Below are 26,006 nucleotides of genomic sequence, written 5' to 3'. Positions count from 1 at the left end.
AAGACTCCCTGAAATAGTGTAGAAACCGGGGAAGCAGTTTCCCCGGTTTAATGCTGGTTCTCAGACGACGTTAGTCTTTTTCTCGATAGCTTTCGATAGACGGGCAGGAGCAGATAAAGTTACGATCGCCGTAGACATTGTCGATACGGTTGGCAGTGGGCCAATACTTGCCATTGATAGAGCTTTTAAGCGGGAAGACGGCTTCTTCACGTGTGTAAGGGTGGCTCCACTCGCTGTCTACCAGATCTGCCATGGTGTGCGGAGCATTGCACAGCGGGTTGTCTTCGGCAGGCCATTCGCCTTCCTGTACCTTGCGAACTTCTTTGCGAATGGCAATCATGGCACTCACGAAACGATCGATCTCGTCTTTGGATTCGGATTCGGTCGGCTCAATCATCAGAGTGCCGGCAACCGGGAAGGACATAGTTGGTGCATGGAAACCGTAATCCATCAGTCGCTTGGCAATGTCTTCTTCAGTGACACCGCAGGCTTCTTTGATCGGACGAATATCGATAATGCACTCATGAGCCACCTTGTTGTTGCGGCCACGATAAAGTACGTCGTAGTGAGCAGCCAGCTTGTCAGCCATGTAGTTGGCGTTGAGAATGGCGACTTCACTGGATTGCTGCAGGCCCTGCTGTCCCAACATGACAATGTACAGATAACTGATGGGCAGGATGGAGGCGCTGCCAAATGGCGCTGCTGATACTGCCCCCATGCCTTCGTTATCACCTTCAATCGGGCTGACGCAGTGGTTTGGCAGGTAAGGCGCCAGGTGGCTTCTGACACCAATGGGGCCCATGCCGGGACCGCCGCCACCGTGAGGAATGGCGAAGGTTTTATGCAGGTTCAGATGCGAAACGTCGGAGCCGAACTTGCCGGGTTTGGCAATACCAACCAGGGCATTCATGTTGGCACCATCCATGTAGACCTGACCCCCGTGTTCGTGGACGATGTCGCAGATATTGCGAATCTCTTCTTCATAAACACCGTGGGTGGAAGGGTAGGTGACCATCAGGCAGGACAGGTTATCACTGTGCTGTTCTGCTTTGGCCTGAAGATCGGCAACATCCACGTTACCATTCTCGTCACAGTCAACGACGACCACTTTCATGCCGACCATAGCGGCAGAAGCCGGGTTGGTGCCGTGAGCAGAAGAGGGGATCAGGCAGATATTTCTGTGTGCCTGGTCATTGGCTTCCTGATAGTTACGAATGGCCAGCAGACCGGCGTATTCTCCCTGGGCTCCGGAATTGGGCTGCATGGAGATTTTGTCGTAACCGGTGATTTCTTCCAGTGCCGCTTCCAGTTCGTTGATCATGGTCATATAACCCTTGACCTGATCTCTGGGCGCAAACGGGTGGATGTTGGCAAATTCAGGCCAGGACACCGGAATCATTTCAGCGGCGGCATTCAGTTTCATGGTGCAGGAGCCCAGAGGAATCATGCCGTGGGTCAGGGAGTAATCCTTGTTCTCCAGACGCTTCAGGTAGCGCATCATATCGGTTTCGGAATGATAGCTGTTGAAGGTCGGGTGAGTCAGGACGGCATCAGTACGACGATGTTCGTCTTTGAGGCCGGACACTGCAATCTGACTGTCGATGGTCTGGATATCCAGATCCTGACCCTGTCCCAGAATGACATTGAAGAGCTGCGTGATGTCTTCCGCTGTTGTGGTCTCATCAATGCTGATACCCAGTTGATCGAAGCTGATGCGACGCAGGTTGCAACCGGCTTCAAGGGCACGGTTATAGATCGCTTCTTGCTGACTGCCTACTTTCAGGGTCAGAGTATCAAAGAAGGTGTTGTTGCACTGAACACCGAGAGTCGTCAGGCCTTTGTGCAGAATAGTGGTCAGACGGTGGATGCGCTCGGCAATGGTTTTTAGACCCTGTGGCCCGTGGTAAACGGCATAGAACGCAGCAATGTTGGCCAGCAGAGCCTGGGCAGTACAGATGTTGGACGTCGCTTTTTCACGACGGATATGCTGCTCACGGGTCTGCATCGCCATGCGATAAGCCTGGTTGCCACGGCGGTCGATGGAGACACCGATAATGCGACCCGGAATGGAGCGCTTCAGTTTTTCACTGGCAGCGAAGAAAGCAGCGTGAGGACCACCAAAGCCCATGGGAACACCAAACCGCTGGCTGCTGCCCAGGGCAATGTCAGCCCCCAGTTCGCCGGGTGATTTCAGCAGCATCAGAGCCATCAGGTCAGTGGCGACAGACACCATGGCTTTTTGCTCTTTGGCTTTGGCGACGATGCTGGCAACATCGGTAATCTGTCCGTAAGTGCCAGGGTATTGCAGCTGTACACCGAAGATGTCGTGTTTTTCCAGATCAGTAACGGGATTGCCGACTTCTACCCGGATACCCATGTGCTCAGCACGGGTTTTGATGACGTCGATGGTTTGTGGGTGAACGTCGTCAGCAACAAAGAATATCGGATTCTTGCTACGGCTTGATCTGAAGCAAAGCGCCATGGCTTCAGCAGCAGCGGTGGCTTCGTCCAGCAGGGAAGCGTTGGCGACTTCCATGCCGGTCAGGTCCATAACCATTTGCTGGAAATTCAGCAGAGCTTCCAGACGGCCCTGGGAGATTTCGGGTTGATAAGGGGTGTAGGCGGTGTACCAGCCGGGGTTTTCCAGAACGTTTCTGAGGATAACGTTTGGAATGTGGGTGTTGTAGTAACCCATACCGATGTAAGACTTGTTCACCTTGTTCTGGTCGGCTAGTGCACGCAGGTATTCCAGCGCCTGAACTTCTGTTTTGCCCGCTGCTACAGCCAGAGGGCTCTCTCCAGAGGTAACGTTTGGGCGAATAGCTTTGGGAACGGTCTGTTCAATCAGATCAGACAGTGACTCCAGTTTCAGTTCGGACAGCATTGCCTGTTGCTGAGCCTGATCCGGGCCAATGTGACGGCCGGTAAATGCGTTGCTCTGTTCCAGAGCGCTGAGTGCCTGTTTATCAACAGCCATGTTTCTACCTTTCTCTGACGGCTGTCGGTGGATGGGACAGCCCTGTGATGGTCTAAAAACACCTGAACCGTAGCTCTCGGCCCATGCTCCCATGGGTGTGCTCCTAGGAGGCTGACCGAGAATAGACTGCCCTACTGCGGCGGCAGCAAATTGGTCTGAAAATCCGCTTTTGTTCGTCAAATAGCTCGCTATTCTCCTCACAAAACCGAATTTTCATCCTCAATTTTCTGCCGTCCTCGCTACGGGCGCTATTCTCGGTCAGCCTCCTAGTTATACGGAGCATCCTGGGTATTTGTGCTGATTATTTTTGGTTTTATTGGCATCTGTCACGAGTCTCAGCACACGACAACATTGACTGCCAGTCCGCCGGTGGCGGTTTCCTTGTACTTATCCTGCATGTCCAGGCCAGTCTGGTGCATGGTTTCTATCACGCTGTCCAGTGAGACCCGATGCTGGCCGGTACCCTGTAAGGCGAGTCGTGCCGCGTTAATGGCCTTGACTGCACCCATAGTGTTTCGCTCTATGCATGGCACCTGAACCAGACCTCCAACCGGGTCACAGGTCAGCCCAAGGTTATGTTCCATGCCAATTTCTGCTGCATTTTCTATCTGTTCATTAGTACCGCCCAAAACGGCGCAGAGTGCTCCCGCTGCCATAGAGCAGGCTACCCCGATCTCTCCCTGACAGCCGACTTCAGCGGCTGAAATGGAGGCGTTCTTTTTGTACAACATACCGATGGCCGCAGCAGTAGCCAGAAAAGTCTGAATACCCTGATCAGAACTGCCGGGAACAAAGCGATCATAATAAGCCAGAACCGCTGGAATAACTCCCGCAGCACCGTTAGTGGGTGCGGTGACGACCCGACCACCCGCTGCATTCTCTTCATTCACGGCCAGGGCAAAAAGACTCACCCAGTCCATGCTTTGCAGGTCATCCCACTGATCTTTTGGTTTGTTGATCAGGCGTTTGTGTATGTCATTGGCACGACGGTCAACATCCAATCCTCCGGGCAATTTTCCGGTTTGCTCGCAACCGCGCTGGATACATTGATCCATCACCTGCCAGATGGCCATCAGATCCTTGGGAATATTCTGGCTGCGCCCCAGATGTTTTTCGTTTTCAAGTACCAGCTCGGCAATGGATAAACCACTTTTTTTGCCGTGGTCCAGTAGGTCCAGACCCTTTTCAAAAGGGAAAGGAATGGGAGCAGACTGCAGGTTGGTTGATAGATTGGAAGAAGCTTCCTGTTCGTTGAGAACAAAACCGCCACCGACCGAGTAATATTGGTTTTTATAAAGAATCTGCCCATTGGCATCCAGAGCTGTCAGTGACATGCCATTGGGGTGATTGGGCAGGGAGTTTCCAAAATGAAATTGCAGATCAGTGTCGAAATGAAATGAAATGGCCCTGATTCCACCCAGCTCCAGTCGGTTGTTGTCCTTTATATCAGAGACGTATTCGTGCACTTTATCAGGGTTGACTCTATCAGGGTGCTCCCCCATGAGCCCAAGAAGGACGGCAACATCGGTGGCGTGCCCTTCTCCGGTCATGGCCAGAGAGCCGTAGAGGTCGGCCTTTATACGGTGTGCCTGCTCGAAGTGCTGATTTGAGTGGAGTTCATCCAGAAAACGGTTGGCTGCCACCATGGGGCCTACTGTATGTGAAGACGAAGGCCCGATGCCAATTTTAAAAAGGTCGAAAATGCTCAGTCCCATGGTTCGCCCCGCTTGTATTACTATCGGTTAGGCTCCTGACGATACTGGGTTGACAGAAACCAATGTTGTTCTTCGATAAGTCCCGAATCGTATGATTTTAAGAAGTCCAACAGATATTCAGAGTATTGGCAGAGTAGCAAATTTGGATGTTTCACATCAACCCATTTGTTTCCTATTGGAAACAAATGGGTTGATGTGACGAAGGTACAATGGTAGCACTGGAACCCTGAAGGGGTGACAAGACTATAATTTAATCGGCTGGCCAGTGAGCATCAGGTTGCCGCTGTCCAGTTCAGTCAGTGGAAAGGACAGCTACTGTTTTTGACGGTTTCTAAGCTTTAGGGAGGATTGGACGATTTACTAGAGTGAGTGCATCAGTCGTTGGATTACAACGCACCGAAGGCAATTCACTTTGCATGAGGAGTTTTCGATGATTGTCAGGACTTAACTCAGACTCGTTGATTTGCTGTCTTGACAGTGGGTTCACCTTAACATTGATACAAAGAGTAAACATGGATATACCAGGAAAAAAACCATCTTCAATTAACAAAGCGGGTGGTTCTTTAACTGATGAAGACCAGGATGTTGGTAAAACTAAAAGGATTCAAACAAAAAAAATACCTGCTAGCGAAGGCATAGCAGCTTTTGGTATGGATATTAAAAGAAGAAAGATTGACGTAAAGGATCTACCTGATAATTCAAAAAACCAGGATTTGCATATTACACAGAAAAAGTTGACTGAAAAGGGTGTAATGTTCGTCGGTGAAGATTCTCAAAAAACTGGTTTAAAAATTGCCAACCTGATCTTTAGTTCAATGAATGACATAGATAATCCTTTGTACACATGCCCTTCCGGAGGGGAGTCTCCATCAGCAAAAGTCGAAGCTCAAAGAATAAAATCTCGACTTTCTCTGGATGCTTATGATGAACTGGATTACTTTATTGAACTTCATTTGAAAAATAAAAAACTAGATTTAAAAACATCAGTAACAGATGAAGAGCTTGATAATATCCACAAAAAATATGGTGTTGTAATTTTAAATGGGCTGCACCCAGAAAAACATTCTGTTTTAATACTTGGCTGTGGTCATGATCTTGGTGATCATCATTCCGGTCATTCAGGTCATTCAGGTCATGATACTTTGGATATAATAGCAAGCCTTAAACCTGATGTTTTACTGCAGTGGGGAGACAAAAGGGCAACTGAATTTCTAAGAACACTCAATAAAAAATACGATGAAATAAGAGATGAAGGTCCTTTATGTAACTTTATGAGATTTTCAGATGAGTACTTTTTAGCAGTAAGGGCTTGTTTGGCTCCAAAAGGAAAGCTACGATTGCCGCGTAACTCTGTTGAAGAAAGTAAGATTCCATTAGACTTTGTGAAAGAAGATGATTTGGTGAGACAAACGTTTGGTGCACGTCAATCGTTTACTACATATACCTACCACCCACCCACTGTGTCAGGATTGTTGTCCCCGTTAATAATCAACCAACTAATAAAACAGCGGGGGCGGTAGACAGGTTATAGTGCCTAGCAGCCTGTCGGACTTAAGGCTGTCCTACTGCGGTTGCAATAAATTGGTCTAAAAATTCCTGCTTCTTCGTCAAATAGCTCGCTATTCTCCTCAGAAGCAGAAATTTTTATCCTCAATTTCTTGCAATCCTCGCTACGGACGCTTAAGTCCGACAGGCTGCTAGTTATTCTGAAGAACGTAAAGCCGCTGTATTGAAAAAGCTTTTACCACCCCTCAATCGCTCTGTTCCTGACGTTGCCAAAGAAGAAGGCATTAGCGAGCAGACCCTGTACAATTGGCGCAGACAGTTAAGAGATAAAGGGTTGCCCGTGCCAGGGAATGAACATAATTCAGAGCAGTGGTCTGCTGAAGCCCGCTTTGCCGTAGTCGTTGAAACTGCCGCACTTTCTGAAGCAGAGCTGAGCGAGTATTGCCGTAAAAAAGGGCTTTACCCGTAACAGGTGCACGAGTGGAAGCAAGCCTGTATTTCTGGTGCAGATCAGTCTGGACAATAGGCCAGACAAGAGAAAAAACAAGCTCAACAGGATCGAAAGCGTATTCTGAAACTTGAGAGCGAGCTTCGCCGTAAAGATAAGGCATTAGCCGAAACTGCTGCTCTTTTGGTGCTGTCAAAAAAGCTCGATGCCTTCTACGGGATAGACAACGAGGACAACTGACTCCCCTTGATGAACGCCTGAAATTGCTGACATGGTTTGATGAGGCCACAGCAAACGGGGCGCCCCGCTGGAAGGCTGCAGAACAACTACTGGTGTCTTTAAAGAGATTGAATCGGTGGCGTGACAACACGGGCCAGGTAATTCCTGACAAACGGCCTGGAGCCTTACGATTATCACCGTCTAATAAGCTGACAGAAGAGGAGGAGCAGCGTATTCTGACAGTATGCAATAAGCCAGAAAATGCCAGCTTGCCACCCTCGCAAATTGTGCCGATGCTGGCAGATAAGGGTGAATATATTGCTTCAGAATCGAGCTTCTACCGGGTACTAAAAAAACATGACCAGCATCATCATAGAGGACGATCAAAGAGGCGATCAAAAAGCAGTAAGCCGACCACGTATGTAGCTTCTGGCCCTAGCCAAGTGTGGTGTTGGGACATTAGCTACTTTCCGTCGAAGGTGCGCGGTCAGTTTTGGTATCTATACCTCATCCTGGATATATACAGCCGTAAAATTGTTGCGTGGGAAGTACACGACAAAGAGTCAGGGGAACTGGCTAGTAGCTTGATTAACAGGGCTGTAGTCGCTGAGCGATGTGTTAACAAGCCGATGGTTCTGCACTCTGACAACGGAGCACCAATGACGTCGCATACATTCCAATCAAAACTGGCAGACCTTGGCATCATACCGTCGCATAGCCGACCAAGAGTGAGTAATGATAACGCTTTTGCAGAGTCCGTATTTAAGACATTGAAGTATTGTCCGCAATGGCCGTCCCAAGGTTTTCTGACACTGGAAGAAAGCAGAAATTGGATGCTGTCGTTTGTCAGGTTTTACAACCAAGAGCACCGCCATAGCTCTATTCGCTTTGTGACACCAGAACAGCGTCATGATGGATGTGACAAAGCGATACTGGAGCAGCGAAAACGGGTGTACAAGAAAGCACGTGAGAAAAATCCGTTGCGTTGGTCTGGCAAGTGCAGGAACTGGGAACCAGTTGGTTCTGTTGCGTTAAACCCGGAACGGGAATCAGGGGCTGCTGACTGTATCAAAATAGCAGCCTAAAACTTGGTCATCGGGACAACTACCTTGAAAAACACCACCCAGGCTAGTTGAGTGATCTTTGCCAATTTATAGTTCTGGATTGGACCCGGGAGGATTAATCATCGTGATACACCCCTCAACTGGACAGGTGATCTGACATAGATTGCAACCCACACACTCCCCCGTAATGACTTCAAACGTCCGGTCTTTTCCATCATCAGATGTTTGAAAGGCTATAGCCTGATGTTCAGTATCTTCACAAGCGGCAAAACAACGGCCACACTGGATACAATGGCTCTGGTCAATGTGAGCAACACTTTTATAGGTCAGATCCAGTTTGTTCCAGTCAGTCAGGCTGGCAACCGCTGCCCCACGAAATTCAGACAGTGTCCGGTAACCTTTCTGATCCATCCATCTTGAGAGTCCGTCTACCAGCTCATCAATGATCTTAAATCCATTCAGCATCACCGCTGTGCATACCTGCAGGGTTGTTGCCCCCAATGACAGGTATTCTGCAGCATCTCTCCAGGTCGTGATGCCGCCCATAGCGGATACACTGAGTTTGGCTGTCTCATCGTGCCGTGCCAGTTGCCCCACCATGTTCAGGGCAATAGGCTTTACGGCCTCGCCGCAATAACCGCCGCTGGTGCAATGATTGCCTACGGGTGGATAGCCAACCATGGTATCAAGATTGATGCTGGTAATGGAGTTAATGGTATTGATCAGTGAGACAGCATTCGCGCCACCTGCCTGAGCGGCAATGGCTGTCTGGACAATATCGGTGACATTAGGCGTCAGCTTAACGATAACCGGCAGTCGTGTATGTTGTTTACACCATCGCGTGACTTTAGTAATGAGTTCGGGTACTTGCCCTACAGCCGCTCCCATGCCCAGCTCCGGCATGCCGTGGGGGCAACCAAAATTGAGTTCGACACCGTCACAGTCAGTGGCTTCAACCTGGTTGAGAATACGTTTCCAGCTCTCTTCTTTACAGGGCACCATCAGGGAGACAACTAAAGCCCGGTCGGGCCAGTCTTTCTTGGTTTGTTTGATTTCATCCAGGTTAACTTGTAACGGTCGATCAGAAATCAGTTCAATGTTGTTGATGCCCAGAATCCGCCCATGAGTATCCCGATGAGCGGAATACCTTGAGCAAACATTGGCTGGTGGCGGATCTTCGCCCAGAGTTTTCCAGACAGCTCCTCCCCAGCCTGCAGAAAATGCCCGGCAAATGTTGTATGCCTTATCCGTGGGTGGCGCTGAAGCTAACCAGAATGGATTGGGAGACTGAATCCCGAGAAACTCGCAGCTAAGGTCTGCCATCGCCTTGTTCTACCTGTACTTCGGGCGGTTGCAGGAACTGATGGATAGCTTGAGCAGCCAGTTTGCCATGCTGAACCGCATGGACAGTGAGATCCTCCCCTTTATCGACACAGTCACCTCCTGCCCAGACATTACTGATAGATGTCCTGAATTGATCGTTCACCCTGATTTTTCCATTCTTGCTAAGGGCCAGTTTTCCGTAAGCAAAACTGTCCGCTGTTATGGTCTGGCCAATGGCCTTGTATGCCCGGTCGGCAGTCATCGTTATTTGCTCGCCGGTTTCAATCAACTCGCCAGTAGGAGCCTCTGCTGTTCTCACAAAACGAACGCCACGTAATTGCCCGGCTTTTGATTCAAAGCCTGTGGGTTTCATCCAGGGAATAATGCGAACACCGTTTTCTTTTGCGAATAACTGTTCATGATGGGTCGCTGACATCTGTTGAATACCTCTTCGATAAGCGAGTGTGACTTCTTCTGCTCCCAACCGGCGCATTTGGCAGGCTATATCAATGGCTGTATTACCACCGCCGATCACAACCACCCTTGAAGCCACTGGCAGCTCAGCCAGGTTTTTGGTCTGACGAAGCGTTTTGATGGCTCCAAGGGCTTCCTCAACGCCTTCGGATGGCTCATCAGGCAGCCCAAGGGATTTCGCAGACTCCAGTCCAATGCCAAGAAAGACCGCATCAAACTGAACAGACAGGTCGGCAAGCTGGTGGCCAAGATTGATTCTGCTGCCTGCTTCAAGGGTTATACCACCGATTTCGAAAATGAATCTGATTTCCTTCTGGGCGTAGTCCTCTACCAGTTTGTAAGCAGCTATGCCGTACTCATTGAGCCCGCCGGGTTTGCTATGAGCATCGAATACGGTGATGTCATGCCCCAGTCTGGCCAACTTGTGTGCGCAGGCCAGGCCGGCAGGACCTGCACCCACAACCGCGACGCTTCGGCCTGTTGTCTGCGCGCGGATAAATGGGTGAGCAGCTGTCTGCCGATGGTCAATAGCGAACCTTTGCAAGCGGCCTATCATTACGGGTTTACATTCTGGCGGGTGATTGCGAACGCAGGCCTGCTCACAAAGGACTTCTGTTGGACAAACCCGGGCACAGCTCCCCCCGAGAATGTTTTCTTCCAGAATAACCTGGGCAGCACCGTCCACATTTTGATCAGCGATTCGATGGATAAACGAGGGAATGTTAATACCTGTCGGGCAGGCAGAGATGCAGGGGGCATCATGACAATAGAGGCAGCGACCTGCTTCCAGTCTGGACTGATAAAACGACAGTGGAGGCTTGATATCAGAAAAATTCTCCTGATAAACCTCGTCAGACATTCGATGGTTCCTGATATCTTTACTGGCCATAAAAAAGACTCCTGACCACTAACTGAAACGACAGGTTTCTGGAATATTAGCAGTGACAGGGCAGGCGGGTAGTGCTTTTTTATGGCTCTCTGAATATTTATCAGGGTTTGGGCAAGGAGTGAAGTACTTAATGACGAGAGGGTGATGAAGAGAGGTGCAAACAGATGGTAGATCTGTTTGCACCTTCGTTGGAGCTGGTTAGAGCTCTTTTTAGTCAGTGACTGCCTCTGATGTTTCAGATTGCTTGCCAAAGTATTCACGCACCAGCCTGAATACCACCGGGCTAAGCAGTGCCAGGGCAATCAGGTTGGGAATAGCCATCATAGCGTTCATAGTGTCAGCTACGAGCCAGATGAAATCCAGGCTGACAGTAGCGCCCACTGGAACCGCTACGATCCAAAGGAAACGGTAGGCTTTCACGGCTCTTGGACCCATCAGGAATACTACGCAACGCTCGCCGTAGAAGCTCCAGCCCAGAATGGTCGTAAAGGCAAAGATGGCAAGAGATATGGCAACCACGTAATTACCGACCCCCGGCAGTGCTTCAGCAAAAGCGGCAGAAGTCAGCGCGGCACCGGTCGCCCCCGAAGTCCAGGCACCGGAAGTTATGATGACCAGACCGGTGATGGAACAGACAATGATAGTGTCCAGGAAAGTACCCAGCATGGCAATCAGTCCCTGACGAACCGGGTCGTTGGTTTTGGCTGCCGCATGAGCGATAGGCGCAGAACCCAGACCGGCTTCGTTAGAGAACACACCGCGAGCGACACCAAAACGAATGGCGGCCCATACCGCAGCGCCTGCAAAACCGCCGGTAGCCGCAGTAGGCGTAAAGGCGTGCGTGAAGACCAGGCTGAGGGCGGCAGGAATTTGATCAGCATTGATAGCCAGAACAACCAGACCAGCCACCAGATAGGCAGTGGCCATCAGGGGAACCAGAGTACTGGCAACCGCACCGATACGACGGATGCCGCCAATCAGGACAGCACCCACCAGGAACATCAGAATAAAACCGGTCACCACAGGAGGCAGGTTGAAGTTACTATGCAGAACGTCAGCCACCGAGTTGGACTGAACGGTGTTGCCGATGCCGAAGCCGGCAATGGCACCGAAAATAGCGAAGGCGGTGCCCAGCCACGTCCAGCGCGAACCCAGACCATTTTTGATATAGTACATTGGGCCCCCGTAGTGCTTGCCGTTTTCGTCGACCTCACGGAATTTAACGGCCAGTACGGCTTCTGAGAATTTGGTTGCCATACCCACCAGAGCAGTACACCACATCCAGAACAGCGCACCGGGGCCCCCCATAAAGACGGCAGTGGCAACACCGGCAATGTTACCGGTACCGATGGTGGCAGAAAGGGCAGTCATCAGGGCCTGGAAGGGAGGGATTTCGCCGGAGTCACCGGACTCGGCGCTGCGGCCTTGCCAGAGAAGCTTAAAGCCGGTGCCCAGCTTCAGGATGGGCATCAGTCGCAGGCCCAGCATCAGGAATAGTCCTACCCCCAGCATGAGGACCAACATCATGGGTCCCCATACGACGCCATTAATGGCACCGATGATTTCGGTCAGTGTTTCCATTTTGAAACTTTACTCCACGCTATTTGCTGTTCTGTTATTGTTCTTGGTTCTTTGTTATGTGACGCCAAAGGGTGTCAGTTCAGTTAGATGATCAGGGTCAGGACGAGACGGATAGTTTTAAGGTTTCTTATCCTGACAGTACGCCTAACTTAATGAAATAATTGAGTAAATACAACGCTGAATGTTCTTTGGCACTTTTTTAGAGAGTTTAATTTCCGGGTAGCTTATTTCTTTTTTCGGGAACCTTATATAGTATCAAGCACGTCTGGATGTCGAGATAACTATAAATGTCAGAGCAGGAAATATCAGAGCAGGCGCACTTTTTAGAGAAGGAAAAACAGTCGGTCATCATCTCCCGCAGTCACAGGGAGGACGCTGTTGAGCCGTTGCAACTGGGACAGCGAGTCCGGGAAATCCGTCTGAGTCTTAATCTGACACTGGAAGAAGCCAGTCAGAAAACTGGCCTCGCCCGATCAACACTCTCCAAGATAGAAAATGAGCAGATATCGCCCACCTTCACCGCTGTAACCAAACTGGTAAGAGGGCTGGGTATTGATATTCCTCAGTTGTTCACCCAGCCTGCAGAAAAGAAAGCAGCCAGCGGGCGCAGGGACATCACCCGAAAAGGGCAGGGGCGTCCACATCCCACCACCACCTACGAACATGAACTGCTGGCCACTGAATTGTCGGGCAAGAAGATGGTGCCCTTCAAAACGACGGTTTGTGCCCGGTCATTTGAGGATTATCAGGATTGGGTCAGGCATGAGGGTGAAGAATTTTTGCTGGTTCTCAGTGGCAAAATCATGCTCTACACAGAGTTTTATCAACCGGTAGAGCTCAATGAGGGTGATAGCACCTATTACGATGCCGAGATGGGGCATGCTCTGATTTCCCTCAGCGAGGAAGATGCCGTTATTCTCTGGGTGACCGCCTGACCTTGCCTTTCCTGATGTGTGGCTTATTCAGCCCGCTAGTCTAAACTTGTCCGCTTCATTGAGCTCTTGGCAATTTGTTGAGTCAAACTTCATAAGTGCCTGGCGCTTATGGCTTCATCCATTGCCCTGATTTCGAGGTTTTTATGATTCGGACTCTTAAAGCCCTGTTGTTTTCATCTGTCACGCTGCTTTCCTCACCGAATTCACAGGCTAAGGAAACATTGGTGTTTCAGCTTGGAGCGGTCAACAGCGACGGTAACGCAGTTGTTATCGAAAGCAGTCCAGGTAGCAAGGCTTGGAAAACGGTTTTTAATGGCAACCTTCCCGGTTGTGTAATGAATGAATTTACCAATATCCCCCTGACCAGCAAAACTATGGCTCATCGTTACAGTCTGAGTTCTTTTCACATGCCCCTGGGAAACAACCGGTTTGCTTTTGGTTGTTCTAACGGTTTGGTGTTTGTTGGGGGCGAAGGAGAGGAGCCTTTCTCGGTAAATTCTCCATCTCCTAATCTTGGTTACTTCAATTTACCCTATGCCAACTCACCTGTTTATCTCGCCCACAGTGTCGAATTTAATCAGCGCTACAAGAAAAACTGGTTGTTTGCTGCCCAGCATGGACACCTGTTTATTATCGATATCGACAAGAGGCAGCTGGTGACGTTTCCGGACTGGGTAGAAGGAAACTACCTCTCTATGTGGGATTTCCGCATGGGTGTTGATTACTCTATGCCCATGACCGGGCTGGATATCTACCAGGACAAAAAAGGGACTTTCCATGTGTTGGGTGTTATGCAAAGAAAACTGGAGAAAAAGCAGAGTCATTATTCCAGAGCGCTCCTGCAACGTGTAACGCTCAAAGATGGAATCCCCTACAGCTATTGGCATGAAATAGACGATGAACCGATCAACAAGGCAGGAGATGGTCTGTTACAGTTTGGTGAAACCCTGTTTATAACAGATGTGGAAAATGGGATACACCACCCTGGTACGAATTCCTCTTTAAGAGGAGACCTCAGTGGCCTCAATGTTGACCCTTATACCCGGGCAATGGTGCTAAGGGGTAAGTATCACCAGCTGGTCATTATTCGATACCCTGTAGAACCGGTAAATGTGGGTTATGTCGCTGGTGCCTGGGGAAAATCGGTAAGCTCAAAAAAACTGGATGGCAAAGAGCCTCCGCTGCTTAAAGATGGTTATCCCAAGACATTCAGAGTCACCCATGACCTGAAGTATGATTCTGATCTACTGCCGGTCACTGAAGATAAGAAGAAACGTTATGCACACCATCATATGATCAGTATGAAAAAAGGCATTATCTTTTCTGCAGAAGCAGACTCCGAGGGTTTTGGTCAGTACGTCTATCAATGCGATACCGGTCTGACCTCTGGAGAAGCCTGGAAAAAAGGTGCCTGGATAGAGCCCAGGCAATGCAATTGGGAAAAAGCTTCTGCCAGATTCACCCGACCCGACAAGCTGGAGGGGCTGAACTATCGATTAACGGGATTAAACTACTATCATTCTTTCACGACCCGGGTAATGGACGAAATCCATCCCTTCATAGCTCAGGTGGAGGAAAAAACGAGCGTTATTAATCCCAATCATCCTAGACCAAGAGATGAACTCTAACAGGACTAGCTCCGAAAAGGGCAGGGGCGTCCACATCCCGTCACCTATGAACATGAACTGCTGGCTACCGAGTTGTCAGGCAAGAAGATGATGCCTTCAAAATGACGGTCTGTGCCCGGTCGGCCTGACCTGCCTTTCTTGCCTTTTCCACTCTGTGGCGTACTAAGCCCGTTTGTCTAAACTTGTCCGTTTCATTGAACCCTTGGCAATTTACTGAGTCAAAACACTCAGAGGCCATTTACTCGTAGTTACACTATTACCCTGATAGGGAGGTTTGTATGATCCGGACACTTAAAGCCCTGATTTTGTCGTCTGTCACGCTGGTATCCTCGTTGAATTCACATGCTGAGGAAACCGTGGTATTTCAGCTCGGAGCTGTCAATAGAGATGGCAACGCCGTTGTTATTGAAAGCACGGCAGGCAGCAAAGCCTGGAAAACGGTTTTTAATGATTACCTTCCCGGCTGTGTGATGAATGAATTTACCAATATTCCCCTGACCAACATAACCTTGGCGCATCATCACAGTTTGAGTACATTTCATAAGCCTCTGGGTAACAACCAGTTTGCCTTTGGTTGTTCTAACGGTCGGGTGTTTATTGGGACTCATGGAAAATTCGATTTCATGATAGTTTCACCATCACCTAATCTTGGTTACCTCTTACCTCATGCCAACTCGCCTGTTTATCTGGCCCACAGTGCCGAATTTAATCGGCGCTATAAAAAAAACTGGTTGTTTGCCGCCCAGCACGGAAATCTTTTTATCATCGACATCGATAAGGAGCAACTGGTGACGGTTCCGGCTTGGGTAAATTCGAGATGGGGAAGCTATCTTCCAATGGGGGATAGCCGAGAGGGGGTTGATCACTCCAAGCCCGTGACCGGTTTAGATATTTATCAGGATAAAGAAGGAACTTTCCATGTCCTGGGTGTCATGCAAAGAAATCTGAAGAAACCGCAGAGTTATTACTCCAGGGCTATCCTGCAAAGTCTCGCCCTCGAGGGTGGAGAACCTGCCAGCCATTGGGTTGATATAAAGGATGAACCGATCAATGCGAAAGGGGATGGTCTGGTGCAGTTTGGTGAAACCCGCTATACGACGAGCGATTTATTAGCAATACACGTAGTTGGCGAGAACTCCTCTTTAAGGGGAGACTTCAGTGGCCTCAATGTTGATCCTTATACCCGGTCAATGGTGCTCAGGGGCAAGCATCACCAGTTGGTCGTTGTTCGATACCCTGTAGAGCCGGTAAGCATGGCTTATATTGGTGCCTGGGGAAAAGCGGTGAGCTCAAAAGTACTGGATGGTAAGGAACCTCCTTTGCTTGAAGACGGTTATCCCAAAACATTCAGAGTCACCCATGACTTTCAGGATCATTCTGATTTACTGCCAGCCTCTGAAGATAAGAAAAAACGCTATGCGCATCATCATATGATCAGTATGAAAAAGGGCATCATCTTTTCTGCAGAAGCAGACTTTAATGGTTTTGGGCAGTATGTTTATCAATGCGATACCGGTCTGACCTCTGGAGAAGCGTGGAAAAAAGGTGCCTGGATAGTGCCCAGGCAATGCAATTGGGAAAAAGCTTCTGCAAGCTACACCCGCCCCGACAAGCTGGAGGGGCTGAGCTATCCATTAACCGGATTGAACTACTTCCATTCTTTTACTACCCATGTGGTGGACGAAAAGGGCGTTGTGAAGCCGAATCTCCTTGATTCAAGGGATGAACTCTGACAGCGCTGAGGGCGTGCTCAGATAAGAACGCTCGCTGGTGCTCTGTACGGATGACGATTCACCACTCCCGGTGGTACACTGCGCCTCCTTGAACGAATTCTGGAAGTGTCAGAATGGCTTTTCCAGCTTCAACGGGAGAGAACAGGTTGTTGTCCAAATCCTACAAGCGGTCACTGCTGATTGGCTTAATTCTTCTGGCTGTTGGCTTTTATGCTTTGTCTTTGCGCCCTACCCTGAAGCACATAAAGGGTGAAACCATGGGTACTACTTACACTATTACCTATGTTTCAAGGCCTTTTTCCCATTCGACAGACAATGTTAAAAAGCAGGTTGACGGGCTGCTGGAGGCGATTAATGACAGTATGTCAACTTACCGTGAAGATTCCGAACTGATGCAATTCAACCGCTCTGAAATCGGGAAGCCATTCAAAGCTTCCGATGAGCTGGTGGATCTTGTTGAAAAAAGTCTGGTGATTTCCCGCATGTCGGATGGTGCTTACGATGTGACTGTGGGTCCAGTGGTCAATCTGTGGGGCTTTGGTCCTTCTGATGCTGGCAGGCAACCCTCACAAAGCAAAAAAGCATCGTCTGGTACCGCTGATAAGCAAGCCCCGGAGTTTATAGAATGGATGATAAATAACTATCCGGCCAAGTTGCCTTCTGATGAAGAGATTGCCGCAGCCCAAGCTAAAGTGGGTTATCAGGCAGTTATAGCAGATACCCGAAACGATTTACTGACCCGAACCAAAGACGTCTTTGTCGATCTCAGCTCTATTGCCAAAGGTTACGGTGTCGATAAAGTGGCTTATCTGCTCAACTCAGAAGGCATTAACAGTTATCTGGTTGAGATCGGTGGTGAGGTCAAAGTCGGTGACCCTAAACCAGATGGTTCTCTCTGGAAACTGGGTATCCGTGGACCAGCCATGACCGATAGTAAGCCTGCCCTGATTGTTGAATTGGAAAACAAAGCCATGGCAACATCGGGTGACTATCTGAATTATTTTGAAGTGGATGGCCACAAGTATTCCCACACGATTAATCCGCGAACTGGTCGTCCTGAGATGGGGCGTTTGGCAGAAGTGGCTGTGATTGAGGATAATGTTGCAGAAGCTGATGCACTGGCGACCCTGTTTATGGTTTTGGGTGATAAAGAAGGCCTGAAGCTGGCCAACAGAGAGGGAATCGCGGCCTACTTTACCTATCATACAGATAAAGGCTTTGACGCAGTTAGCAGTGATGCATTTAAACCCTATCTGCCAAAACAGAATTGAGAAATGGCCGGATTGATGACCTTACCTGCCATTACCAACGACAGCGCACTTATTGTGCTAAAAACAGTGCCCGCAAGATGTTTGATGAATAAGCAAGACTGTTTTTTTAGATTCGGGCCTCTGGTCAGGAGAGTAATATCATGACACTGATGCTGATTACATTTGGAACCTTTCTGGTACTGATCGCCCTGATGGCCATTGGTGTCATTGTTGCCAACAAACCGATCAAGGGCTCCTGTGGTGGTTTGAGTAACCTTGGCCTCAAGGATGGCTGCATGATCTGTGGCGGAGGGGATAAGAACGACCCTTTCTCTGAAGGTCAACATAAGGATATGGAGCATCTGTTTTATGATGCGACTGCCGACAAGGCTGTAAAGAAGTCAGGTACTTAGTTCAAGTTATATCCGGAAAAACCAGAGTTTCAGAGTACAGAGGGTCGGATGCTTCTCTGTTGAAAGTTGAGAGGCTGTTCCTCAAAAAATATGAACAGCCTTTGAGGAAATTAATAAAAATAAGGAAGCGTTGCAGTACGATCGATCTCCGCATACTCGGATAATGATCTGCTGCAATGCTGCCTGAACCGCTTTGAGGGTTAAAGGATGGGCGTGAGTCACTACGATCTGGTTGTATTGGGTTCCGGGCCAGCGGGTGAGGGCGCAGCAATGAACGCTGTCAAGCTGGGCAAGAAGGTTGCGGTCGTTGAGCAGAATGCGTTTGTCGGTGGTAACTGTACCCACTTGGGCACCATACCTTCCAAGTCTCTGCGGCACTCTGTCAAACAGATCATGGACTTCAACACCAATCCCATGTTTCGTGAGATTGGCGAGCCCCGCTGGTTCAGCTTCCCCAAGGTGCTGAAGACGGCTGAACGCGTTATTCAGAAACAGGTGCAGTCCCGTACCCTGTATTATGCCCGAAACCGGATTGATCTTTATTTTGGTCATGCCTCCTTTGTCGATGAACATACCATTGAGGTTCAGCAGGAAAATGGCAATGTCGAAAAGCTTCATGGTACCAATATCCTGATTGCCACCGGTTCCCGTCCTTACCAGCCTGCTGATGTCAACTTCCGTCATCCACGGATTTACGACAGTGATTCCATTCTTCAGCTAACCACCACTCCACGCCGGATGATCATCTACGGAGCCGGTGTTATTGGTTCTGAGTATGCCTCTATTTTCTCTGGTCTGGGTGTGTTGGTGGATTTGGTGGATACCCGTGATCGTCTGCTCTCCTTCCTGGATAAAGAGATTTCCGATGCGCTGGGCTATCAGCTGAGGAAAATGAACGTCATCATTCGCCACAATGAGGAATACCAGAAAGTAGAAATGCTGGATGACGGTGTGGTGATGCACCTGAAGTCAGGCAAGAAACTGAAAGCAGATATTCTTCTGTGGGCCAATGGCAGAACGGGCAATACTCAGGACATGGGCCTTGAACTGATAGGTTTGAAGCCGAACAGTCGGGGGCAATTGTCTGTTAATGAGAACTATCAGACAGAGATCGAGCATATCTACGCAGCGGGTGATGTAATTGGCTGGCCCAGTCTCGCCAGTGCCGCTTATGATCAGGGCAGGTCTGCCGCAGGTAATATTGAACATGCCGGTCAATGGCGTTTTGTCAACGAAGTACCGACCGGTATCTATACCATTCCGGAAATCAGCTCGCTGGGTAAAACCGAAGAAGAGCTGACAGCCGCAGCTGTGCCCTATGAAGTGGGCAAAGCTTTCTTCTCAAGGCTGGCCCGTGCCCAGATTACCGGCGAAACCGTTGGTATGCTGAAAATCCTGTTCCACCGCGATACCGGCGAAGTGCTGGGTATTCACTGCTTTGGTGACCAGGCATCCGAGATCGTACACATTGGTCAGGCGGTGATGTCCCAGAAGGGAGAGGCCAATAATATTCGCTACTTCCTGAACACCACATTTAACTACCCGACTATGGCCGAAGCCTACCGCGTGGCTACTTTGGATGGTTTGAACCGTCTGTTCTGAACACGTCCAACCTGCCAGACTAAACAGTCTGGCAGCGGCTCATTCAGTGGCTTTCCTTTTGCAGGAGTAGTTTGATTCCGTTCAGCTGCTGCTCAAGGTCTTCAAGGGTAGGTTGACCCTTATTCTTTACAGCTTCTTCTTCCCTACGCACTTTTTGACGCTCTTCCTCCAGAACATTGACGACAATGCCGATGATCATGTTCAGAAACGCGAACGTCGTGAAGAAAATAAAACTGAGATAGTAAGCCCAACTTAATGGATAGACGGTCATGGTTTCGTACATGACATCGGTCCAGTCTTCGAAAGTCATAACCCTGAACAGGGTTAGCATACTGACGGAAATATTACCCCAGAGTTCAGGGTTGATATTCAGGAAGAAAGTGCTGCCAACAGCGGCATAGATATAAAAAATGATGAACATCAGCAGCATGACGTAACCCAGTTGCGGCAGGGCTTTCAGTAGTGAGTTCAGCAGCAGTCGAAGCTCGGGGATAACTGAAATCATCCGCAGCACCCGGAAAATTCTGATCAATCGGCCCACCAGAGCCATCTCGGTATCGCTGACCGGGATCAGGCTGACGATCACAATCAGGGTATCAAAGAGATTCCAGCCGGACTTGAAGAAATTCTTTTTGTTCTCTTCCCCAAAAAAGCGGATCAGTATCTCCACTAGAAAAAAGAGTGTGATGCCGACATCCAGCACACTGATAGTGCTTTCGAGGTAGGTTGGCAGGTTGTAGGTCTTTGCACCAATAACCAGGGCAGAGAAGATGATGATGCTGACGACAAAGAGTTCAAATATCTTGTTGGAGCGTATGGCGTTGAAGCGAGCCTGTAAATCGCTGTTTTTCATGGTTTGGTTACGACTAAAAAGGACGGTTGACTGCCATAAGTGCGAAAGTGTGAGACTGCACCGGGCTATGTTTTCATTTTAAGGCGGTCATTCTAACGTGAATAATATGACGTCCCCAAGAGGGGGAAATGATTTTTTCAGCAGGCTGGTCCCGGGAGGGAAGAGTCAACCTCTAATGCCGTCCAAGAGAGGCTGTAAAAAGCTTACTGAGGGCAAAAAGAATAATCGATATTGCCAGACAGCGATTGATTTGCCTTGACAGATGTCTGTGCAGGTCTGGTTTCTGCTATCAGCTGGCCGTTACGGAAAGAGTGAGTTACCACCGACTGCCGTCTGATGGCATCAAATACTGTCTCAGAGTCCAACAGAATCAAATTGCCGGGTTTCCCTTCTTCAATACCGTATTGGTCGTGAATATTCAGGCATTTTGCGCTGTTTCCGGTAATCAGGTCGATGCCCCGGTTGATCTGGTCCAGCCCTGTCATTTGACAACCCACCAGACCCGTAAACAACACTTGCAGCATATTACAGCCCTGCATCGGGAACCATTGGTCAACAATGTCGTCCTGACCGAAGCAAGCATTTATACCCGCTTCAAGCAGCTCTGGAATGCGAGTGATACCGCGACGTTTCGGGTAAGTATCCATTCGCCCCTGAAGATTCAGATTGGTCACCGGGTTGGCGATAAAGTGGATGCCAGAACGTTTCAGCAGGCGCATCAGCTTCACAAAATAGGCGTTATTATAGGAATGCATTGCAGTGGTATGACTGGCAGTCACACGCTGCCCCATGTTGCGTTCCAGTGCCAGAGAGGCCACTGTCTCTACGAACCGGGATTGTTCGTCGTCTATTTCGTCGCAGTGAATATCGATCAGGCTGTCGTATTTTTCTGCAAGGTCAAAGACAGTATTAAGAGAGTTCAGAGCATATTCACGGGTGTATTCAAAATGGGGAATGCCTCCTACAGCGTCGCAGCCGAGTTTCATAGCTTCTTCGAGAAGCTCTGAACCTTCAGGAAAAGACGGGATTCCTTCTTGGGGAAAAGCGACCAGTTGGATGTCAATGAGATCTTTAACGTCCTCTTTCAACTCGAGCAAAGCATGAACGGCAGTGAGGTCCGGGTCGGTAGTATCGACATGACTGCGAACGTGCTGAACGCCCTGGCCTACATACCAGGACAGTGCTTTTTTTGCTCGTTGCCTGACGTCGTCGTGTGTCAGTATTTTTTTGCGCTGAGACCAGTTCTGAATCCCCTCAAACAGGGTGCCGCTACGATTCCAGACCGGTTCACCTGCCGTCAGGCAGGTATCCAGATGGACATGAGGATCAATGAAGGGGGGCAATGCCAGCTTACCACCGGCATCAAAACTATCGGTGTCAGGCTGGCGTTGTGTGCCAGTGACAGTGATGCTGAGAATTTTACCCTGATCAAAAAGGATATCAAACAGACCTTCCTGTTGATGCAGGCGCACATTTTCAAGACGCATGATTTACCTCAGTCTGCTTTTACTGGAAGAGGGTGTTTTTCTAGAATAAAACAGGACAGTCAGAGGCTACAAGTACACCGTACAGTAAAGCAATACCTGCCAGGTACCTCTGCAAGAACAAACCCCTGTATAAACATGACTTCAGAGTTATCGGCCACCTATTCCTCCTTTCATATCAAGCTTTGTCTCGAAATTGTTCCCTACAGAGAGGTAATACTTTGATCTAATTGTGAGATGTGAACCCAATCCCTATGGTTAATGTATTGAAGCAAAGTCTTATGATAAGGATGTTAATATGATCTTAGAAAAACTTTGCGGTCAAAACTGGCCTGCCCATTTAAGAACAAGCTCAGATTGCTCGGTCAATACTGCTACCCAGGATGACTCAGGAAGGTTTCGAGCCCGAAAGGTAAGTAGCTGTCAAGTTGAAGAGAATTTAATATCAAAGAGTGTATCTGACATAACATTCCGATCCGCCGCCAGAGGCTTGGTTAATATTTCTAAAAGCATGGCTGCTGCCGCTAATTCTTGTGGAAGATTACCTGACCGAAAGGTAAAAGCAGTGGCAATAAGTGCTGAATTCGCTATCAAGCTGACAATGAAGTTAGTAGTTCAGCCAAAAGCTACTTATTATTTAAAAATGGCCGCAAAAGCATGATATAAAGGGCATCCATCCGGTCATCGGTTGAGATTCAGGTCATTCCTCAAGGGAAAGGTAGAGACACAGAGGCATATCCTGCTGATTCACGTTAAACATTATTGCGAGTAAGAGAAAAGTATCAGTGTGCTATAGACCTCAGGTCTGAGAGGGTTCATTCTATTGCCCAACGCAAGCAACTCACAGGACACAAGAGCAATGACAAAAAGAGTAGCTCTGGTCTTAGGCAGTGGTGGAGCCCGGGGTTATGCCCATGTCGGGGTAATTCGTGAGCTGGAAGCCAGAGGGTACAAAATTACGGCAATAGCCGGTGCTTCCATGGGCGCACTGATCGGTGGTCTCTGGGCCACGGGTAAACTGAATGAGTATTGTCAATGGGCAGAAACCCTTGATTCGTTCGAGATTATCCGTTTGCTGGATATTTCTTTGGGGCGTCCAGGTGTCATAAAGGGTGATCGCCTGTTTGAACGCATGCGCGACATTATCGGCGACTGCCGAATAGAAGACTTGCCGATTCCCTATACAGCCGTAGCTACCAGTTTGACCAATCGCAAGGAAGTCTGGTTCCAGCGGGGTGATCTGGTGACAGCTATTCGTGCTTCATGTGCCATTCCTTCTTTGTTCAGTCCAGTAGAAATGCATGGTCAGGTGCTGGTAGATGGTGGCGTGCTTAATCCTTTGCCAATGGCACCTGCGGGGTCAGCTCTGGCCGATATGGTGGTAGCTGTTGACCTGCTGGCTAATCCTTTTCAGAAAAATGAGGAGGTTGAAGAGGGAGAAAAGGGCAAAAAATCCATTTTTGACGGTCTTATTGACAAGCTTGTAGGTGTTAATGAGAGTAAGAAATCCCAAGATGAACTCAGTGCTTCCATGAGCCTGATGGAAATTTCCAACCAATCCATGGAAGTGATGCAGGAGTCTCTTTCCCGATACAAAATGGCGGGCTATCAGCCAGACGTCCTGGTCAACGTGCCTCGTAATATCTGTCAATTCTACGAATTTCACCGTTTTAACGAGATTGCAGCTGTGGGTAGGCAATTGGCTATTGAAGCTCTGGATCAGTGGGAATCCCGTCATCGGGCTGGGCTCGACCTTCTTGTGGAGGCAGAGCCTTCCTCTTTGTGATAAAAACTCAACACATTACTAAGGCTTAATGAACTTCAGGATGGCTTCTGATTATTTCTGGTGTCTGAGGACATAAAAAGTTGGTTGGCAGGCATTGGCGGGTGTGCTTATTGACGGTGATCTTCCCGCACCTGTTCTATATCTTTTTGCCAGCGCTGAACCGTGCGTATCGCCAGGTGAGCGCAGTACAGGCTTTCACTTTACGTGCACCCTGTGAAACAGCTCTCTGGATTAAAGCAACGGTTTCCTTGCGATCAGGGAGAGGGATCAATCGTCCCCGCGCCCTCCCCAGATCGCGTTTGCCTTTTTTGTCAGAACCAGCAGTGCTGTGTTTTCAACAAGTACCTTGTCTTTGCGTTTAAGTTCTTTTTCCAGTTTCTGGATACGCTTCTTGTCATCTCGTCTGGCAGCGGCCTGAACCTGACGGGATTCAGCAGGCTTTGTGCTGCCCGCGATAAATTCAGATTTTCACTGCTACAGGTCTTCAGAGTAGAGACCCTTCTTGCGACAGTATTCGGATAGCTACGTTGTGTTCATGTTGGCGGTTTTCATCAGAACCGCGAACTTGTTTTCAGCACTCCACTGCTGAGGATTCTTACCATCACCGGGCACGGGTACAGCTTGCGCATTTGCCTGTTTGCGCCAAGTAAACAAGGTTGCGTAAGTAATGTCGGTTTCTCGTTTAAGCTGAGCCACGGAAGCATTATTGGGGGGTTATCATCTTCTGGATAACAGACTCTTTCATTTCTCTGGAGTATCAAGCCATAACAGCCTTTTTGTGAATGCTCTCAGTTATTGAGAGTCATGCCACTGCCTTTGTTATCTTTGCTGCAAGTGTTGGGTTGAAAAGTGTCAAATCATGCATATCCTTAAAAGCAACTCATTTTAAGGAGAATGTAGAAATGATAAAGAAGCTTGTTCAATTGTTATGTACGTGCGTTGCTTTGCAATTTAGTAATCTATATGCTAAAGACCAGTTGGATAAATTATATTACCAATTCTCGACTCAAAAAATGCCCAAACTCTTTGATTCTATACAGCATGCATTGAGTGAATCGCCAGAACTCTCTCAAAAAGCAACAGTTAAAGAACTAAAACATGTAACAAAAAGAGCATATAGAACTTGGTATAAAAGCCTGGACACACTTAGCAAAATTGAAATTGGCACTGCAGCTGAATTGATAAGAATAAATTTATCAGTAGCATACTTTGAAAAAAAAGTTGATGTTTTTATGGAATCGAACAGCCATATGATCAGTTGGGAAATACCTCTCTACCAGCAAATAATTGATATCTTACTTGGCGTGTGGGGTGGAGTGTTTTTCGAAAATGACGATTTAGCAGTGGTTAGAAAAGATTTTTATCATTTATTCACTTGTGACGATTATGATTGCGCAAAAATTGCAGAAGATTTTTCATCTCAACAAAGTGAGATGCATACCCAAGCAATACAAAGATATTTTGATTGTAAGAGAAAAAAATCTCTTCTTTTTGGGGAGCATCTTGCTGAATTATGTGAATTAATTAATAACGATAACTTTGACAAAGTAACATACTTTGTATAATCGAAGAACAACAAAAACTGGATGGAGTCAACCTAACCAATGGCTACAGTTCGTTATTGGGACTTTCCTTTTTATTAGGTGTCAGGTGCTAATTTTAAGCTGTCAAGTGGTAATCGTAAATGAGTCAGGCTGTTTTTACCTTTCGCAAACAATGACTCTTAAACACCGGTTTGATGAGAGGGTGTCACTTGAAGACTGAGATTATTATTAATTTAGAAACATTCTTAGCTCCACTCAGTTATTGCGACCTTGATTGGGGCGATTTTGATGAAGAGTGTGAAGAAGTACGAAAGCAAGCTGAGCAACTAATGAAAAAGTATGCCAGTATCGATAGCTCAAAGAGCTAACGGGGCCTAAGCCCCTTGAATAAGCAGCAACCGCGTCGCTGTAGGTTAAATTAGTGTTAGGCTTTTTAATTTTGCTTATACCAATTGCGGTAACTTTCAAGGTAGATGTCGCCTCAACTTATGCAGCTAAATCACAATGCTGCTGATTCTCTGATCGCTCAGGGTTAAGCCATACCTCTGCCGGTAATTGCCAGTTTCTGGTTTCACGGCTTCC

Annotated in this window: 18 protein-coding genes and 1 pseudogene; 12 read left to right on the top strand and 7 right to left on the bottom strand. The window is 48.3% G+C overall.

Translation table 11 applies throughout. The features are described 5' to 3' along the window. Window positions 1-70 precede the first annotated feature (70 nt). The gene (gcvP, locus tag KBW69_RS15245) at window positions 71-2,977 is read right to left on the bottom strand and encodes an aminomethyl-transferring glycine dehydrogenase (protein ID WP_257281410.1); all 2,907 of its coding nucleotides are present in this window, start codon (window positions 2,975-2,977) and stop codon (window positions 71-73) included. 335 nt (window positions 2,978-3,312) lie between these two features. Beyond that, window positions 3,313-4,692: an L-serine ammonia-lyase gene (locus KBW69_RS15240; RefSeq protein ID WP_257274362.1), complete on the bottom strand. Its 1,380-nt coding sequence runs from the start codon at window positions 4,690-4,692 to the stop codon at window positions 3,313-3,315. A gap of 512 nt (window positions 4,693-5,204) precedes the next feature. Between KBW69_RS15240 and KBW69_RS15235 the strand changes: the two genes are divergently transcribed. Continuing rightward, window positions 5,205-6,212 carry a hypothetical protein gene (locus KBW69_RS15235; protein ID WP_257281409.1) on the top strand — a complete coding sequence of 336 codons (1,008 nt, stop codon included), beginning with the start codon at window positions 5,205-5,207 and terminating at the stop codon, window positions 6,210-6,212. A gap of 209 nt (window positions 6,213-6,421) precedes the next feature. Beyond that, window positions 6,422-7,950 (top strand): annotated as a pseudogene (locus KBW69_RS15230) (IS3 family transposase). Between the two features lie 66 nt (window positions 7,951-8,016). Here the strand turns inward: KBW69_RS15230 and preA are convergent. From preA to KBW69_RS15215, 3 genes are all read right to left on the bottom strand, one after another. Beyond that, window positions 8,017-9,252 carry an NAD-dependent dihydropyrimidine dehydrogenase subunit PreA gene (preA, locus tag KBW69_RS15225; protein WP_257274364.1) on the bottom strand — a complete coding sequence of 412 codons (1,236 nt, stop codon included), beginning with the start codon at window positions 9,250-9,252 and terminating at the stop codon, window positions 8,017-8,019. Beyond that, window positions 9,239-10,615 carry an NAD(P)-dependent oxidoreductase gene (locus KBW69_RS15220; protein ID WP_257274365.1) on the bottom strand — a complete coding sequence of 459 codons (1,377 nt, stop codon included), beginning with the start codon at window positions 10,613-10,615 and terminating at the stop codon, window positions 9,239-9,241. Before KBW69_RS15220 ends, preA begins: the two co-directional genes overlap by 14 nt. 210 nt (window positions 10,616-10,825) lie before the next feature. Then, entirely contained in the window at window positions 10,826-12,196 is a 1,371-nt protein-coding gene (locus KBW69_RS15215) for a sodium:alanine symporter family protein (protein ID WP_257274366.1), read from the bottom strand. 287 nt (window positions 12,197-12,483) lie between these two features. Between KBW69_RS15215 and KBW69_RS15210 the strand changes: the two genes are divergently transcribed. The 6 genes from KBW69_RS15210 (at window position 12,484) to sthA (ending at window position 19,757) form a co-directional block, all read left to right on the top strand. Beyond that, window positions 12,484-13,131 (top strand): helix-turn-helix domain-containing protein, encoded by a 648-nt coding sequence (locus KBW69_RS15210; protein ID WP_257274367.1) that lies wholly within the window; start codon window positions 12,484-12,486, stop codon window positions 13,129-13,131. 143 nt (window positions 13,132-13,274) lie between these two features. After that, window positions 13,275-14,759: a hypothetical protein gene (locus KBW69_RS15205; RefSeq protein ID WP_257281408.1), complete on the top strand. Its 1,485-nt coding sequence runs from the start codon at window positions 13,275-13,277 to the stop codon at window positions 14,757-14,759. A 278-nt stretch (window positions 14,760-15,037) separates the two neighbouring features. Then, entirely contained in the window at window positions 15,038-16,492 is a 1,455-nt protein-coding gene (locus KBW69_RS15200) for a hypothetical protein (protein ID WP_257281407.1), read from the top strand. A gap of 113 nt (window positions 16,493-16,605) precedes the next feature. Next, window positions 16,606-17,763, top strand: coding sequence for an FAD:protein FMN transferase (locus tag KBW69_RS15195; protein ID WP_257274370.1), 1,158 nt, complete (start codon window positions 16,606-16,608; stop codon window positions 17,761-17,763). Window positions 17,764-17,903: 140 nt separating this feature from the next. Further along, window positions 17,904-18,155 carry a (Na+)-NQR maturation NqrM gene (nqrM, locus tag KBW69_RS15190; RefSeq protein ID WP_257274371.1) on the top strand — a complete coding sequence of 84 codons (252 nt, stop codon included), beginning with the start codon at window positions 17,904-17,906 and terminating at the stop codon, window positions 18,153-18,155. 207 nt (window positions 18,156-18,362) lie between these two features. Then, window positions 18,363-19,757: a Si-specific NAD(P)(+) transhydrogenase gene (sthA, locus tag KBW69_RS15185; RefSeq protein ID WP_257274372.1), complete on the top strand. Its 1,395-nt coding sequence runs from the start codon at window positions 18,363-18,365 to the stop codon at window positions 19,755-19,757. Between the two features lie 43 nt (window positions 19,758-19,800). Here the strand turns inward: sthA and KBW69_RS15180 are convergent, their stop codons facing one another. Continuing rightward, entirely contained in the window at window positions 19,801-20,610 is an 810-nt protein-coding gene (locus tag KBW69_RS15180) for an ion transporter (protein ID WP_257274373.1), read from the bottom strand. A 203-nt stretch (window positions 20,611-20,813) separates the two neighbouring features. Then, window positions 20,814-22,097, bottom strand: coding sequence for a cytosine deaminase (gene codA / locus KBW69_RS15175; protein ID WP_257281406.1), 1,284 nt, complete (start codon window positions 22,095-22,097; stop codon window positions 20,814-20,816). Window positions 22,098-22,392: 295 nt separating this feature from the next. On the opposite strand from codA, the gene KBW69_RS15170 reads away from it, so the two are divergent. From KBW69_RS15170 to KBW69_RS15155, 4 genes are all read left to right on the top strand, one after another. Next, window positions 22,393-22,755, top strand: a complete 363-nt coding sequence (locus KBW69_RS15170) for a hypothetical protein (protein WP_257275057.1) — start codon at window positions 22,393-22,395, stop codon at window positions 22,753-22,755. A 198-nt stretch (window positions 22,756-22,953) separates the two neighbouring features. After that, complete coding sequence (locus KBW69_RS15165) at window positions 22,954-23,880, top strand: patatin-like phospholipase family protein (protein ID WP_257275058.1); 927 nt, start codon at window positions 22,954-22,956, stop codon at window positions 23,878-23,880. 782 nt (window positions 23,881-24,662) lie between these two features. Beyond that, window positions 24,663-25,445: a hypothetical protein gene (locus KBW69_RS15160; protein ID WP_257281405.1), complete on the top strand. Its 783-nt coding sequence runs from the start codon at window positions 24,663-24,665 to the stop codon at window positions 25,443-25,445. Between the two features lie 188 nt (window positions 25,446-25,633). Continuing rightward, window positions 25,634-25,792, top strand: coding sequence for a hypothetical protein (locus KBW69_RS15155; protein ID WP_257281404.1), 159 nt, complete (start codon window positions 25,634-25,636; stop codon window positions 25,790-25,792). Window positions 25,793-26,006 lie beyond the last annotated feature (214 nt).

The organism is Endozoicomonas sp. ISHI1, assembly GCF_024606225.1.
GTDB lineage: Bacteria > Pseudomonadota > Gammaproteobacteria > Pseudomonadales > Endozoicomonadaceae > Endozoicomonas_A.
This window is presented reverse-complemented; position numbering and strand designations above follow the sequence as displayed.

What these genes read in the sequence shown, in the direction of transcription:
- gcvP (WP_257281410.1), bottom strand. Translation starts at nt 2,977, where the DNA reads ATGGCTGTTGATAAACAGGCACTCAGCGCTCTGGAACAGAGCAACGCA.
- KBW69_RS15240 (WP_257274362.1), bottom strand. Translation starts at nt 4,692, where the DNA reads ATGGGACTGAGCATTTTCGACCTTTTTAAAATTGGCATCGGGCCTTCG.
- KBW69_RS15235 (WP_257281409.1), top strand. Translation starts at nt 5,205, where the DNA reads ATGGATATACCAGGAAAAAAACCATCTTCAATTAACAAAGCGGGTGGT.
- preA (WP_257274364.1), bottom strand. Translation starts at nt 9,252, where the DNA reads ATGGCAGACCTTAGCTGCGAGTTTCTCGGGATTCAGTCTCCCAATCCA.
- KBW69_RS15220 (WP_257274365.1), bottom strand. Translation starts at nt 10,615, where the DNA reads ATGGCCAGTAAAGATATCAGGAACCATCGAATGTCTGACGAGGTTTAT.
- KBW69_RS15215 (WP_257274366.1), bottom strand. Translation starts at nt 12,196, where the DNA reads ATGGAAACACTGACCGAAATCATCGGTGCCATTAATGGCGTCGTATGG.
- KBW69_RS15210 (WP_257274367.1), top strand. Translation starts at nt 12,484, where the DNA reads ATGTCAGAGCAGGAAATATCAGAGCAGGCGCACTTTTTAGAGAAGGAA.
- KBW69_RS15205 (WP_257281408.1), top strand. Translation starts at nt 13,275, where the DNA reads ATGATTCGGACTCTTAAAGCCCTGTTGTTTTCATCTGTCACGCTGCTT.
- KBW69_RS15200 (WP_257281407.1), top strand. Translation starts at nt 15,038, where the DNA reads ATGATCCGGACACTTAAAGCCCTGATTTTGTCGTCTGTCACGCTGGTA.
- KBW69_RS15195 (WP_257274370.1), top strand. Translation starts at nt 16,606, where the DNA reads ATGGCTTTTCCAGCTTCAACGGGAGAGAACAGGTTGTTGTCCAAATCC.
- nqrM (WP_257274371.1), top strand. Translation starts at nt 17,904, where the DNA reads ATGACACTGATGCTGATTACATTTGGAACCTTTCTGGTACTGATCGCC.
- sthA (WP_257274372.1), top strand. Translation starts at nt 18,363, where the DNA reads ATGGGCGTGAGTCACTACGATCTGGTTGTATTGGGTTCCGGGCCAGCG.
- KBW69_RS15180 (WP_257274373.1), bottom strand. Translation starts at nt 20,610, where the DNA reads ATGAAAAACAGCGATTTACAGGCTCGCTTCAACGCCATACGCTCCAAC.
- codA (WP_257281406.1), bottom strand. Translation starts at nt 22,097, where the DNA reads ATGCGTCTTGAAAATGTGCGCCTGCATCAACAGGAAGGTCTGTTTGAT.
- KBW69_RS15170 (WP_257275057.1), top strand. Translation starts at nt 22,393, where the DNA reads ATGATCTTAGAAAAACTTTGCGGTCAAAACTGGCCTGCCCATTTAAGA.
- KBW69_RS15165 (WP_257275058.1), top strand. Translation starts at nt 22,954, where the DNA reads ATGACAAAAAGAGTAGCTCTGGTCTTAGGCAGTGGTGGAGCCCGGGGT.
- KBW69_RS15160 (WP_257281405.1), top strand. Translation starts at nt 24,663, where the DNA reads ATGCTCTCAGTTATTGAGAGTCATGCCACTGCCTTTGTTATCTTTGCT.